A 13,423-nucleotide genomic window follows, 5' to 3' on the forward strand; every position below is an offset into this window, starting at 1 on the left:
TACATTATACAAATTATGACTGATTGGATAAAGGCCGCAAGGCTAAGAACTTTACCGCTTTCATTAAGCGGAATTATTATGGGGGCTTTCATCGCAAAATGGAGGCTGTACCGCGAGGGTGGAACGTGGGACTGGAGAATTTTTGCTCTGGCACTTTTAGTGACGCTTTTATATCAGATTTTATCAAACTATGCCAATGACTACGGAGACGGTGTCAAAGGAACCGACGCCAAAAGAATCAATGAAGCAGAGTCAAGGGCAGTAGCTTCAGGAAAGATTACAGCTAAGCAGATGAAAAATGCAGTCATTCTTTTCTCTGTACTGTCATTTATAGCTACCGTTGGACTTCTATATGTAGCATTTTTTCCTGATTTTATGAAAGAATTTTATACTTTCATCGGATTGGGTGTTGCTTGTATTTTGGCCGCAATAGGATATACCGTAGGAAAAAAGCCTTACGGATACATGGGATTGGGAGATCTTTTTGTGTTTGTATTTTTCGGACTGGTTTCCGTGTGCGGGAGCTATTTCCTGTTTACAAAAACTTTCAGCTGGGATATGCTACTTCCCGGAACAGCTATCGGAATGATGAGTATGGCAGTTTTAAACCTTAACAATATGAGGGATATTGAAAGTGACAGATTATCCGGTAAGAAAAGTCTAGCACTGAGAATAGGTTTTAAAAATGCCATGATCTACGAAATGATTTTACTGCAGCTTCCGTTGATCTTCATCCTTATGTTTTTAGGAATGAACGGTTTCATACAGGCGCAGAATTATTACGTTTTTATTGTGATGATCCTTCTTTTACCACTAATGAAGTTGAGAAGAAAAATAATGACGGTAAAAGAACCTAAGGAATTAGATCAGTACTTGAAACAAGTGGGTATCATGACCTTTGTAATGGCAGTTCTTACAGCCTTTGGACTTAATTTTTTTAACTAAATAATATCCTGATGAGTGCAAATGTCTACGTTGAAGCTCAGATGCTTATCAGAAAACCAGTGGAAGAGGTTTTTGAAGCATTCATCAATCCTGAAATAACCACTCAGTTCTGGTTTACAAAATCTACCGGAAAACTGGAAGAAAATAAAACAGTAACCTGGGAATGGGAAATGTATGGTGCAAAATCCAAGGTAAATGTTTTTAAGATTATTCCCAATCAGTTGATCAAAACAGAGTGGGGAGATCCTGCTGTAAACGTAGACTATGAATTCAAAAAAATGGAGCAAGGCACTCTCGTTGTTATTAAAAGCTATGGTTTTGCCCAGACAGGCCAGGACCTTCTCAAAGTGATGAATGACAATACAGGTGGGTTTACAACAGTCCTCGACGGTTGTAAGGCGTATCTGGAATATGGAATCAGATTGAATCTGATCGGGGATAAATTTCCACAGAAATAAACGATAAATGAAAAATGTAGTATATAAGGCAACTTCTTGTTTATCTGTTATTCTTACTTTAATTCTTATATACGATTTGATTAGAGAATTACGCGAAGGGATGTCGGTTTCTGATATCAATTTTCTTCCGTTTTTAACCTCTTTAATAGTCGTTGCCAATGGAGTGCTGGCTTTTTTGCTATTAATAGGAAAAATTAAGCCTCAAAAACATTTATTAATCCTTCAGATCTTTGTCATAATACCTACGTGCTTACTGTTGTATCAGATTTTATTCAACTCAACAGTTTCATGTACTTAATAAAAAAAATCAATTAAAAATGAAAATACAATTTTTAGGACAAAACTGTTTTTTGTTTACATACAAAAACAAAACAATTTTAAGTGATCCTTTTTACAATTACAAAAAAGCGGAATCAGGCTTTGATATAGCCGCTCAGAAGATCGACTACATCTTGTTGACTCACGCGCATGGCGATCATATCGCTGATGTGGAAGAAGTATTACAGTTTCACCCGGAAGCTACCATTATTGCAGTTCCGGAAATCTGTGCGTACTTTAAAACAGCAAAGAACAAAGATGATGTGAACTTAGGAGGATCGGCAAAAATCGACGATCTTAAAATTTCCATGGTACCGGCTCATCATACGAGTTCATTCCCTGATGGGAGCTACGGAGGTGTTCCTGTAGGATATATTTTCAGACTTCCTGAAGGGAAGAACATCTATATGGCCGGAGATACCGGAGTAATGGCGGATATGGAGCTGTTTCCAAGGCTTTTCGGGAATATTGACCTGTCTATCCTTCCTGTTGGAAGCCACTATACCATGTGCCCTAGAAAAGCCGCTTTTGCAGCAGCAGAATTATTGAAGACCCCGAAAGTGATCGGATGTCATTTTGATACTTTTCCTGCCATTGAAATTAATCATGAAAGTGCATTGAAGCATTTTGCTGATAAAAATGTAGAACTTGTTCTGCCTAAACTAGGAGAGGAGTTTGAATTTTAAATAAAGAATGAAGGGTAATTTGAAAATGAAAATGAGTATGTTGAAAAGTATAGAAACAAAAAAAGATAATCTTCCAATTACCTTACTTCAACTTAAAATAAAAAAAAATGGCAAGCTACCTAAATCACACCGCTACGACCAATTACCTTTGCTGCGTTCCCACCCTGGAGGATTCTCAGGAGCTGGTTGTTTAGGACTTGCCGTTGCAAAGGTAGGAATAATTTATAAACTTCAAAATATTATTAAAGAAAATTAGTCGAAAAAATGCAGTATTTAAGCTAAATAGCTGGAATTTAGAGCAATAATTTTTCAACTTTTTTTAAAAAATCTAACATGACGAAAAGTCCATCAACATTAGGAATTATACTTTTTATCGCTACAATGATCATTTTTTTTGTAGCCTATTACTTTTTCTCGGGAATCAGCTATTTTGATACTTCGCTGAAAATCAATGCTTTTGTTCTCCCGATTGTTTATGCGGGAGGCGCTTTCTGGTCCGTGAAAACTTTCTGGAACAAAAATAGAGTAGTCCGTTTTAAAGATGCGTTTTCGAGAGCGTTTGTTCCGATGTTTATCGGAGGAATTCTATCTATCTTCAGCATCTATGCTTTCCTGAACTTTGTAGATCCGGAGGCAAAAAAACTACTGAACTACCAGTATGTGCAGAGACAAAAAACCGAATTAGATTCTGAGTATCAGTCTGCAAGAAAGATCATGAAACATCAGAAAGATATCGACGAATTAGACCAAAAATACAAAGAAAGGCTTCCAAGCTTTTCTCCGGAAGCCATTAAAGGAAAAGATATGCTTACAGCAAGTCATTTTTCAGGATATTTTGCGGCAATCCTTATATTTTACGTAGTTTTGTCAGTGTTTTTTGGAGCGTTTTTCAGAACGAGATCAGTTTACCAGGAAACAGAAAATCAAGAATAATTTTTATTAAAATTAAATGAATTTATCTATAGTTATTCCGTTATTAAACGAAGAGGACTCTTTGGAAGAGCTTTTTTCAAGGATTGATAATGTTTGTTATTCAAACAGATTGTCCTATGAAATCTGGTTTGTAGATGACGGAAGTACAGATCTGTCGTGGAGTATTATTGAAAATATGAAGGTTCAGCACCCTCAGATCCACGCCATAAAATTTTCCAGAAATTATGGAAAATCGCAAGCCCTTCATGCTGCTTTTGAAAGAGCAAACGGAGATGTGGTTATTACCATGGATGCTGATTTACAGGATTTTCCGGAAGAAATTCCTGAGCTTTATAAGATGGTTATTGAAGATAACTATGATATTGTTTCAGGCTGGAAAAAGAAACGTTTTGACAACGTAATGACCAAAAATGTTCCGTCAAAACTATTCAATGCAGCAGCAAGAAAAGTATCAGGAGTGTATCTTCATGATTTCAACTGCGGTTTGAAAGCCTATAAAAAACAGGTGGTAAAATCAATCGATGTCTATGGAGATATGCACCGCTATATTCCGGTATTGGCAGCCAATGCGGGATTCAGAAGAATTACTGAAAAAGAAGTGCAACATCAGGCAAGACCTTACGGAACTTCAAAATTCGGAACCGAAAGATTTATCAGAGGATTTCTGGATCTTGTAACGCTTTGGTTTGTAAGCCGGTTCGGAGGAAGGCCAATGCATTTCTTCGGTGCCGTAGGAACAGTCATGTTTATCGTTGGTTTTCTTTCTGCACTTGGGTTAGGAGTTTCAAAACTGATTGATGTCGCAAGAGGAATTTATGGACATCTGATCACCAATAATCCTTGGTTTTTTATTGCTCTCACGATGATGATTATGGGAACACTGCTCTTTATAGCCGGATTCTTAGGTGAAATGATCATCAGAACCAATAGAGAACATAAGAATTATAATATTGATGAAATAATATAATTATGGAGGAGAAGCTACCCAAAATATACTCAAAAAAAGCAATTTTAGGATTTTCAATTTTTCTTTCTACCCTTTTTGGCGGTGTTTTATTATTTCAGAATCTGCTGGATGTCAATAAAAAGAAAGAGGCCTATATTGTACTTGGAATTTCTGTTCTAATTACAATACTGACTATTTTTATCGTTAATATACCGGAGAATCCGAAAAGCTCACTGTCTTATCTATGTGGTATGGCAGGAGGAAGTTTTCTTTCTTATTATTTTGTTCCGAAATATTTTCCGAATGAAGAGCAATATCCAAAGAAAGCACTATGGAAACCGCTCATCATTGGCGCAGTTATCGTTGTTATTCTTGTTGCACTGATGATCTATTCTGCATCAATTGAAAATTACTAAAATAGGTTTTTGCTCAATACCGTAAAATCCTGATCTATCATAAAATGCCCTAAGGAGTTCTAAACTTTTTGGGGCATTTTTTATTCTGAATTTTTTGAAAAATTAATATCAACGGATTATATTTTAAAACAATTCAGCAAATATAAAGAACAACAAAAGGGTGATAAACTGGCAAAAAACATAATAATAACCTGTTTTTAGCGGTGTTTTTTACTTATATTTGCCTTGTGATTGATAAGATTGATAACAAATAATAATAAATTTTCACCCTTTATTTTATGTGTTTTTTCCTGGCTTTATTGTCCTCCTGTAAATCGTCAGCTCTTTTAGAATCCTGGGAGTTTATAGATGGGTATGATGGGAAACTAACTGCAATTGATACGCTGAAGACGAAGAAGAATAATTCCCGATACGGAAAAGGAATGCTGGTATTTGATAGAGATAACTCCTTTATTTCGCCACGAGATAAGGGCAAATAGAGAAGGGTCGATCATAAGTTAAAAATGAAATACAGCGATAATCCTGATACTGTTGTTAAATAAAATTGAATATTGCCGAGCATTTTATCATTGGAACAGTAAGCCTGTTAGGAATTTTAATCCTATTTTTGTTTAATGATATGGTAAGTCTTATCAGTCTGTGGAAACCTGCAGCGGAGATTTTCAATATTTTAGACAAGGCTTTGTTCATTCTTTTCATTCTCTTTCCGGCAGTTACGTATTGGAGTGCATTTAAAAATTCATACTCAAAACTCGGTCTGCTTTGGAGAGTATAGGTACTTTATGTTCTGATGGGAGTAGAAAGTCTTGCCATAATTACGATTTTATATAGAATATTTTAAATTGAATATGAAAAAAATATGGTACACATCCCTGCTGCTGGCGGTGGTTTCCTGCGGAAAAGTTTCTCCGAAAGGAAATATTGAAAGAAAGGACGTGGATGTTTCAGAATTTGTGAATCTGGATCTGGAAGGAAAATTCCGTGTATTTTATGCCAGAGGCGATAAGAATTTTGTGGAAATTGAAACATATCCCAATGTAGCAAGCAATTTGGATGTAGATGTAAAAGACAAGACCCTTTTTATCAAAGAAAAACGAGGAACGAAAGGAGTAGATTTTTATAATGTGACGATTTATTCTAAATATAATCTTGAAAAAGTGGCTGTTGCAGACTCTGTAGAAATGAATATTTCAAGTGAAATTAAGACTGACAATTTTAGGCTTAATTTAAAAAATCACGCTACTTTTATGGGTTCAGTGAACACAAGAAGGGCAGAAGTAGACATGCAGAATAAAAGTCGCGCCAACTTTTTGGGACTGACCAAAAATGCAGTGATAAAGATCTCAGACACAGCCAGTCTGATCGCTCCTTACTGGAAAATAGAAAACCTGAATATCGATTCTAAAAACGGAAACTACGCAGAAGTGAATGTAAAAGATTCTTTAAAAGGACATATTCAGAATACGGCCAAATTTATCTATTATGACAACCCGATTCGTGCCTTTAAAATTGATAAGCAGGCTCGTGTTGAGAATAAAAAATTGGAATAGTTAGAAGGAACATGGAGGAGCGAAGTTATCATAGGCAAAAAAGAAATGAATGCGTTTCAAATTGAGAAATTGATTATCGGGCAAAAATCTATGGATTTTGGACATGCAATTTTTAAGTTGTCACAAATTTCCACCATCTTCAAAGCCTCTATACTCGAAACAGAATAATTAAAAGAATAATCAAACAAAAGCAGGAAATAAGAATTCGGACCCAGAATTTTTTCCATTTTCAAACTTTCCGCTTCCAAACTTAAATACACATATGACAACATTAGAAAAAGCGAAACTTTGGTTAAGTGATACATTCGATAAAGAAACAAGAGATGCCGTACAAACTTTGATCGACAGCAATTCCCCGGATCTGGAAGATTCTTTTTACAGAGAACTTGAATTCGGAACAGGAGGAATGAGAGGGGTCATGGGAGTAGGAACCAATCGCTTAAATAAATATACATTAGGACAGGCTACCCAGGGATTGGCCAATTATATGCTCCAGCAGTTCAAAGGAGAAGAAATCAAAGTGGCCATTGCTTATGATGTACGTCATAATTCAAAAGAATTCGGAAAACTCGTAGCTGATGTTTTAACAGCCAACGGAATTAAAGTATTGCTTTTCAAAGACCACAGACCGACTCCGGAATTGTCATTCACCGTAAGAGACAAAAAATGTAACGGAGGAATTGTATTGACTGCATCGCACAATCCACCTGAATACAACGGTTATAAAGTATACTGGAATGACGGTGCACAAATTGTTCCGCCACATGATGAAGCGATTATCAATGAAGTATATTCTGTGAAATTTGAAGAAATCAAATTCAATGGAAATGATGATCTGATCGAATGGATCGGAGAAGAGCAGGATGATGTTTATATCGATGCCTGTATTGAAAACTCAACTTACCAGAATGTAGGAAAAGAGAATTTGAATATTGTTTTTACCTCTATCCACGGAACAACCTATACAACGATCCCCAAGGCTTTAGAAAAAGCAGGATTCAAAAAAGTGGATCTTGTGAAAGAACAGATGATTCCAAGCGGTAATTTTACAACAGTAGAATCTCCAAATCCGGAAGAACCTGCAGCATTAGAAATGGCCATGGATCTGGCAAGAATTACCAACGCAGACATCGTGATCGGAACAGATCCTGATGGTGACCGATTGGGAATTGCCGTAAGAAACCTTGATGGTGAAATGCAGCTTCTGAATGGTAATCAGACCAATACCATCCTGACTTACTACATTTTAAATGAATGGAGAAAGCAGGGGAAAATCACAGGAAAAGAGTTCATCGGTTCTACGATTGTCACTTCAGATATTTTCTTTGATATTGCTCAGAAATTCGGTGTGGAATGCAAATCTGGATTAACAGGATTCAAATGGATCGGAAAGATGATCCGTGAAGCAGAAGGAACACAAAAATTTGTGTGTGGTGGTGAAGAAAGCTTCGGCTTTATGACCGGGGATTTTGTGCGTGATAAAGATTCATGTGGAAGTATTCTTGTTGCATGTGAAATTGCGGCATGGTGTAAGGCCAACGGAAGAACAATGTACCAGTACATGATTGAAATCTATGAAGATCTTGGGATGTACTATGAAGGCCTGGTCAATATCGTCAGAAAAGGAAAAGAAGGCGCTGAAAAAATTCAGAATATGATGAAAAACTTCCGCGAGAATCCACCTAAAGAACTGGCAGGATCATTAGTGGAAGAAGTGAAGGACTTCAAAGAACAAACCAGTTTCATCGTTTCAAAGAACGAAACAAAAGTAATGAACGACATTCCAAAATCGAATGTATTGATTTATTATACTCAGGACGGAACCAAAGTTTGTGTAAGACCTTCGGGAACGGAACCAAAAATTAAATTTTATATCTCTGTAAAAGATACTGTTACTTCTGAAGCAGATTTTAAAGATAAACTGAAATCATTAGAAGCTAAAATTGAGGACGTAAGAAAAGATTTGAAATTAGAGTAATTGCAGATCTGTAGAAGATGATAAAAAAGACTTTAGCCGTCTGTATACTCTCTGTACTTGTTTTTTCCTGCAAAAGAGAAGTACAGAAAGTATCGGATACAGAAACAGTCAATGATTCAATGGCTAAAACAGAGGTAAAAGAAGCGTCGTTTAAGCCGATCGATACTGCTTGTTCAACAGCTAACAAAACTGAGGATTATATTGCTGCTCTTCAATGGTATAAAGCTAAAAATGAGAAGGAAATTGCCGTAAACAGTCCGGAAAAGAACGACAGATTATACGAAGATTATGTCAAAATAAGAACAAAGTATACAAACTGTTTGAATGGTTTGCATCAGGATATATTAGATCAATATACTGATTATCGTACCCATGAACAGGATAGTTATCATTTGCCGGACAACGTAAAAAAAATTGCTGGCGAACTGAGTAAGGTAGGTCTTGAATTTCGGGTTATGGGAGAGGGACTGACGGAAATTCATTCAGTGTACGGATATGATTATGCTGTATTTAAAAATAAAGTGACTCCTGATTATTAAAGCTATATTCTGCAGTTGGAAAATTACAGCAAAGAAAATTATGCTATAAACGGAGGTCTGATGATTACTTGGGAAGAATTAGGGGAGAGACTGATCGCTTGGGAGAATTTTATGAATAAATTTCCTAAAAGCCCGTTGATAAAGAAAGCGAAAAGAGCATATGATGATTATTTGTTAGATTATATTCTTGGAATGGACAGTTCACCGACTTATAACAGAACAGAAGGGAAATTGATGGATGACACCAAAGAAGAATACAGCAGGATCATAAGAAAATATCCGAATTCGCGGACCGCAAAAAAAGCAAAAGAACTTATAGCAGCTTTTGACGCACATATACCGATGGATCAAATAGAAGACAGGATTAATTTGAGAAGATAATATTAGTAAATTTAAATAAAAATAAAGTGAAAGTTTCAAAATTAGCGGCGAACCTGATTGGTTCCGAAATCGTAAAAATTGGTAATGAAGTAAATGATTTAAAAGCAAAAGGAGCGGAGATAGCCAATCTTACTATTGGTGACCTGAATTCTAATCTATATCCTATTCCGGCATTGCTGAAGGAAGAGATTCAGAAAGCATATCAGAATAATCTGACGAATTATCCGCCAGCCAACGGACTTTTATCTTTAAGAAAAGAAGTTTCCAAAGACCTGAAAAACAGATGGAATCTGGAGTATTCACCGAACGATATTTTAATTACTGCCGGATCCAGACCATTGATCTACGCGGTTTATAAAACGATCGTTGACGAAGGAGATAAAGTAGTATATCCTACACCATCTTGGAACAACAATCATTATGCTTACCTTACTTCTGCAGACGCAGTCGAAGTTAAAACAACTCCTGAAAATAACTTTCTTCCAACAGCAGATGATCTAAGACCTCATTTAGGAGGTGCAGTTTTGCTTGCATTATGTTCACCATTGAACCCAACCGGAACAATGTTTACAAAAGAGCAGCTTTCTGATATTTGCGAACTGGTACTTGAAGAAAACAAAAAAAGAGGAGAAGACGAAAAACCATTGTACCTGATGTATGATCAGATCTATTCTAACCTTACTTTCGGGGCAGAACACGTAGATCCGGTTTCTCTTTTCCCTGAATTGAAAGAATATACCATTTATATCGACGGAATCTCTAAATGCCTTGCTGCAACAGGAGTACGGGTAGGATGGGGATTCGGTCCTGCTCATATTCTGGATAAAATGAAAGCTCTTCTGACGCACGTTGGAGCATGGGCACCAAAACCTGAACAGGAAGCTACGGCAAAGTTCTATGAAAACCCTGAAAATGTAAACGTTTTCGTAGAAGACTTTAAAGGAAAATTAGAAGAAAGCTTAAAAGTCCTTCACGGAGGAATTCAGGATCTGAAAGGAAAAGGTTTATCTGTAGAAAGCATTGAGCCGATGGGAGCCTTGTATCTTACCATCAGATTGGATTATATCGGAAAAACAAAACCGGACGGATCTGTCATTGAAAATTCTTCTGATTTGGTTTTCTATCTGATTAATGATGCTGGTGTCGCATTGGTACCATTCTCTGCTTTCGGAGAAGCAAAATCTGAACCTTGGTTCCGTGCTTCTGTAGGAGGTTTAGCGGTTGATGAGATCAAAGTAATGCTTCCAAAGCTTGAAAATGCTTTAAATAATCTTAAATAGGTTTTTTAATGTAACAGTATAACAATGTATCAATGTAACAATTCCGGTATTTATAATATTGGTAAACTGTTAGATTGATACATTGTTACATTAAAAATAAAATATAATAGGGTCATATTAATGAAACTTCCTAAAAGACTGTTTCTGGAAACCAGGGTGTTGAGTTATTCAACATTAGGAATTATCATTTTAGTTATTCTGAGTGTCTGGCTTTCAGGAGAAAGTTCTCACAGATCTTTATTTCAGAACTCTGTTTTATCAGCTTCAATTTTAGCTACTGCTTTTTTTCTGTTTATCAGTTTGGGATTGTATTATGGTTTAAAACTAAAAGATAATGTCGGAAAAATTTTAAATCATGAACGGATAAAAAAGATTTCAGATAAAGTTCCATTAATTGACGGTTTTGAATTTGAACCTCTTGATATTGCTGAAGGAATAGGTGGAATTATATTGTCTATTGTTTTCTGGTTCTTATTTTCAGTCATTATTACATTTCTATTATATATTTTAGGCGTTTTCTTCTGGGCTGCCATTTTGCTGTTGGCTGCTATTCTGTACTGGATTTTTTTCCGTGCTTTACGTCTGGTATTTAAAAATTCAGGAAAATGTAAAGGAAATTTACTGAAAAGTCTTACTTTCGGACTGTTTTACTCTTTTTTGTACATCTCCTGGATCTACGGAATTATCTTTTTGGCGAATTATTTAACTCATAATTCATAACTTTTAATTTATAATTTTAATAATAAGTAATCAATGAAAATCATAGCTGTTATTCCGGCGCGTTACGAAGCAAGCCGCTTTCCCGCGAAGCTGATGCAGATGCTGGGCGAAAAAACAGTCATCACGACGACCTATCAGAATGTGGTAGAAACAGGACTGTTCGATGAAGTATTTGTTGCAACGGATTCAGAAATTATTTTTGATGAAATCGTGAAAAATGGTGGAAAAGCGGTTATGACTGGACAGCATGAAACAGGAAGCGACCGCATTGCAGAGGCCGTCCAAAACATCGACTGTGATATTGTCATCAATGTACAGGGAGATGAGCCTTTTCTTAAATTAGAACCTTTAAAACAGCTCATCGATGTTTTCAAAGAAGATGAAAATCAGGAGATTTCTCTGGCTTCATTAAAAATAGAACTGACAGAGAAAGAAGAAGTTGAAAACCCGAATAATGTAAAAGTGATCACAGACAACAACGGATTTGCCCTTTATTTCAGCCGCTCCGTTATTCCTTTCCACAGAGAGGTTTCGTATGATGTTAGCTATTTTAAACATATCGGAGTCTATGCGTTCAGAAAACATGCTTTACTTCAGTTCTCCAAACTGGAAATGAAACCGTTAGAAATATCAGAAAAGATAGAATGTATCCGTTATCTTGAATATGGGATGAAGATCAAATTGATTGAAACCAATTTCATCGGGGTAGGAATCGATACGCCTGAAGATCTTGAAAAAGCAAGAAAATTAATTTAAAAAGGGTACAAATAGGCAAATAAGACAGTTTGTGATCACCGCTTTCTTTGCTTTTGTGACCAATTCCCCTTATATTTGAATTTATAAATAAGATTAATGAAGAAATTACTTTTAGTATTCGTACTGATACTCTCGCAGTGGTCTTTTGCCCAAACCGCAAAGGAAATTATAGATAAAAATATTGAACTGTCCGGAGGATTAACGAATTGGAAGCTTCTGAATTCAGTTTTACTGCAGGGAAAGGTCATCCTGGGGATCAAAGATGAGTATCCGATAAAAATTTACCAGCAGCGTCCCAATCTTACCAAAACCGTCATCAGTATTAATGGAAAAGAAACGGCCATTGAAGGCTTTGACGGAACTAAAGGCTATGCGATGAACTATGCCACCAACAAACTTCAGGAATATAAGGAATATGTTTCCGAAAGCTTTGATAACGACTTCATCGACTGGGAGAATAAAGGATTTGACGCAAAATATCTTGGAAAAGAAAAAGTAGGAGAGATCTACTGCCACAAGGTGGAACTTACTAAGAATGTCAATAAGAACATTTATTATTTCGACGTAAAAACGTATATGCTTTTAAAAGAAGTGAAAAAAGATGATACACTCATCTACTCTGATTACAGAAAGGTGGGAAATCTCGTAATGTCTTTTAGAATAGAATCCTCAAGCACCAAAAAAGATGGGGACTATGTGATGATTCTTAATAAAATTGATGTGAATAAAGTATTTCCTCCTAATATTTTTAAGTTTTAATTCAACACGAAAGAGACTTAATGAAACGGTTTCGTTATATTAGACCAAACATAACTTCGGCAAAATAGCCAACTAAAAGAGATAAAAATGAAAAATATTTTCTTACTGCTGCTTTCTTTTGTAGCATTTTTACAAAGCTGTACCAACCAGAAAAGTGAAGTTTCTCAAACTAAAACCAACGAACTTATGGGAAAAACAATATATGACTTCAAAGTTGAAAGCCTTGATGGCAAAGAGATCAACTTTGCTGATTTTAAAGGAAAAAAGATCCTTATTGTCAACACAGCATCTGAATGCGGATTTACACCGCAGTATGCAGATCTGGAGAAAGTATACGAAGAATACAAAGACAAGTTGGTCATTGTAGGTTTTCCTGCCAATAATTTCGGAGGACAGGAACCGGGAACGAATACAGAGATCGGGGCTTTCTGCCAGAAAAACTACGGGGTAACATTCCCGTTAGCCGCAAAAGTATCCGTAAAAGGAGATGATACTGCGCCTATTTTCAAATATCTGACTGAGAAAGAATTAAATGGAGTAAAGAATACAACCATTCTTTGGAACTTCACTAAATTCCTGATCGATGAGAACGGAAAACTGGTAGATACTTTTGTAAGCACAACAAAACCTACTGACGAGGCTATTACTAAATATCTGAAATAAGATAAAAAGTATAAAATAACATTTCAACTCCGCTCAGTGCGACAGCTCAAAATAGGATGAGAATTGTCATACTGAGCGGAGTCGAAGTATTTATT

At 36.1% G+C, this 13,423-nt stretch carries 15 protein-coding genes and 1 other RNA gene; 15 read left to right on the forward strand and 1 reads right to left on the reverse strand.

The window, feature by feature from the left end; translation table 11 throughout:
* The first annotated feature begins 15 nt into the window (after positions 1-15).
* The 3 genes from menA (at position 16) to EG346_RS18295 (ending at position 2,407) form a co-directional block, all read left to right on the forward strand.
* Positions 16-945: a 1,4-dihydroxy-2-naphthoate octaprenyltransferase gene (gene menA, locus EG346_RS18285; RefSeq protein ID WP_123880613.1), complete on the forward strand. Its 930-nt coding sequence runs from the start codon at positions 16-18 to the stop codon at positions 943-945.
* Positions 946-956: 11 nt separating this feature from the next.
* Positions 957-1,403 (forward strand): SRPBCC family protein, encoded by a 447-nt coding sequence (locus tag EG346_RS18290; RefSeq protein ID WP_123880615.1) that lies wholly within the window; start codon positions 957-959, stop codon positions 1,401-1,403.
* A 317-nt stretch (positions 1,404-1,720) separates the two neighbouring features.
* Positions 1,721-2,407, forward strand: coding sequence for a metal-dependent hydrolase (locus tag EG346_RS18295; RefSeq protein ID WP_073334466.1), 687 nt, complete (start codon positions 1,721-1,723; stop codon positions 2,405-2,407).
* 105 nt (positions 2,408-2,512) lie between these two features.
* Here EG346_RS18295 and ffs read toward each other — a convergent pair.
* An RNA gene (ffs, locus tag EG346_RS18300) (signal recognition particle sRNA small type) lies at positions 2,513-2,610 on the reverse strand.
* 130 nt (positions 2,611-2,740) lie between these two features.
* Here ffs and EG346_RS18305 point away from each other — a divergent pair.
* From EG346_RS18305 to EG346_RS18360, 12 genes are all read left to right on the forward strand, one after another.
* Positions 2,741-3,340: a DUF4199 domain-containing protein gene (locus tag EG346_RS18305; protein ID WP_123880617.1), complete on the forward strand. Its 600-nt coding sequence runs from the start codon at positions 2,741-2,743 to the stop codon at positions 3,338-3,340.
* Between the two features lie 16 nt (positions 3,341-3,356).
* Positions 3,357-4,307, forward strand: a complete 951-nt coding sequence (locus EG346_RS18310; RefSeq protein WP_123880619.1) for a glycosyltransferase family 2 protein — start codon at positions 3,357-3,359, stop codon at positions 4,305-4,307.
* Between the two features lie 2 nt (positions 4,308-4,309).
* Entirely contained in the window at positions 4,310-4,702 is a 393-nt protein-coding gene (locus EG346_RS18315; RefSeq protein WP_123880621.1) for a hypothetical protein, read from the forward strand.
* An 848-nt stretch (positions 4,703-5,550) separates the two neighbouring features.
* The gene (locus EG346_RS18320) at positions 5,551-6,252 is read left to right on the forward strand and encodes a GIN domain-containing protein (RefSeq protein ID WP_123880622.1); all 702 of its coding nucleotides are present in this window, start codon (positions 5,551-5,553) and stop codon (positions 6,250-6,252) included.
* A gap of 262 nt (positions 6,253-6,514) precedes the next feature.
* Positions 6,515-8,230, forward strand: a complete 1,716-nt coding sequence (locus tag EG346_RS18325) for a phospho-sugar mutase (protein WP_123880624.1) — start codon at positions 6,515-6,517, stop codon at positions 8,228-8,230.
* A 17-nt stretch (positions 8,231-8,247) separates the two neighbouring features.
* Positions 8,248-8,769 carry a hypothetical protein gene (locus EG346_RS18330; protein ID WP_123880626.1) on the forward strand — a complete coding sequence of 174 codons (522 nt, stop codon included), beginning with the start codon at positions 8,248-8,250 and terminating at the stop codon, positions 8,767-8,769.
* A gap of 15 nt (positions 8,770-8,784) precedes the next feature.
* Positions 8,785-9,150: a hypothetical protein gene (locus tag EG346_RS18335; protein WP_123880628.1), complete on the forward strand. Its 366-nt coding sequence runs from the start codon at positions 8,785-8,787 to the stop codon at positions 9,148-9,150.
* Between the two features lie 26 nt (positions 9,151-9,176).
* On the forward strand, positions 9,177-10,430 hold the full coding sequence (locus EG346_RS18340; protein ID WP_123880630.1) for a pyridoxal phosphate-dependent aminotransferase: 1,254 nt from the start codon (positions 9,177-9,179) through the stop codon (positions 10,428-10,430).
* Positions 10,431-10,550: 120 nt separating this feature from the next.
* Complete coding sequence (locus tag EG346_RS18345; protein WP_123880632.1) at positions 10,551-11,150, forward strand: hypothetical protein; 600 nt, start codon at positions 10,551-10,553, stop codon at positions 11,148-11,150.
* Between the two features lie 33 nt (positions 11,151-11,183).
* Complete coding sequence (gene kdsB, locus EG346_RS18350; protein ID WP_123880634.1) at positions 11,184-11,906, forward strand: 3-deoxy-manno-octulosonate cytidylyltransferase; 723 nt, start codon at positions 11,184-11,186, stop codon at positions 11,904-11,906.
* A 96-nt stretch (positions 11,907-12,002) separates the two neighbouring features.
* Positions 12,003-12,665, forward strand: a complete 663-nt coding sequence (locus EG346_RS18355; RefSeq protein ID WP_073334477.1) for a histidine kinase — start codon at positions 12,003-12,005, stop codon at positions 12,663-12,665.
* Positions 12,666-12,752: 87 nt separating this feature from the next.
* On the forward strand, positions 12,753-13,328 hold the full coding sequence (locus EG346_RS18360) for a glutathione peroxidase (RefSeq protein ID WP_073334478.1): 576 nt from the start codon (positions 12,753-12,755) through the stop codon (positions 13,326-13,328).
* The last annotated feature ends 95 nt before the right edge of the window (positions 13,329-13,423 follow it).

It is taken from the genome of Chryseobacterium carnipullorum (assembly GCF_003815695.1).
Classification (GTDB): Bacteria; Bacteroidota; Bacteroidia; order Flavobacteriales; family Weeksellaceae; genus Chryseobacterium; species Chryseobacterium carnipullorum.

Coding starts and splice junctions, on each gene's coding strand:
- kdsB (WP_123880634.1), top strand. CDS start 11,184: ATGAAAATCATAGCTGTTATTCCGGCGCGTTACGAAGCAAGCCGCTTT.
- EG346_RS18355 (WP_073334477.1), top strand. CDS start 12,003: ATGAAGAAATTACTTTTAGTATTCGTACTGATACTCTCGCAGTGGTCT.
- EG346_RS18305 (WP_123880617.1), top strand. CDS start 2,741: ATGACGAAAAGTCCATCAACATTAGGAATTATACTTTTTATCGCTACA.
- EG346_RS18345 (WP_123880632.1), top strand. CDS start 10,551: ATGAAACTTCCTAAAAGACTGTTTCTGGAAACCAGGGTGTTGAGTTAT.
- EG346_RS18295 (WP_073334466.1), top strand. CDS start 1,721: ATGAAAATACAATTTTTAGGACAAAACTGTTTTTTGTTTACATACAAA.
- EG346_RS18290 (WP_123880615.1), top strand. CDS start 957: ATGAGTGCAAATGTCTACGTTGAAGCTCAGATGCTTATCAGAAAACCA.
- EG346_RS18325 (WP_123880624.1), top strand. CDS start 6,515: ATGACAACATTAGAAAAAGCGAAACTTTGGTTAAGTGATACATTCGAT.
- EG346_RS18360 (WP_073334478.1), top strand. CDS start 12,753: ATGAAAAATATTTTCTTACTGCTGCTTTCTTTTGTAGCATTTTTACAA.
- EG346_RS18310 (WP_123880619.1), top strand. CDS start 3,357: ATGAATTTATCTATAGTTATTCCGTTATTAAACGAAGAGGACTCTTTG.
- EG346_RS18320 (WP_123880622.1), top strand. CDS start 5,551: ATGAAAAAAATATGGTACACATCCCTGCTGCTGGCGGTGGTTTCCTGC.
- EG346_RS18315 (WP_123880621.1), top strand. CDS start 4,310: ATGGAGGAGAAGCTACCCAAAATATACTCAAAAAAAGCAATTTTAGGA.
- EG346_RS18330 (WP_123880626.1), top strand. CDS start 8,248: ATGATAAAAAAGACTTTAGCCGTCTGTATACTCTCTGTACTTGTTTTT.
- menA (WP_123880613.1), top strand. CDS start 16: ATGACTGATTGGATAAAGGCCGCAAGGCTAAGAACTTTACCGCTTTCA.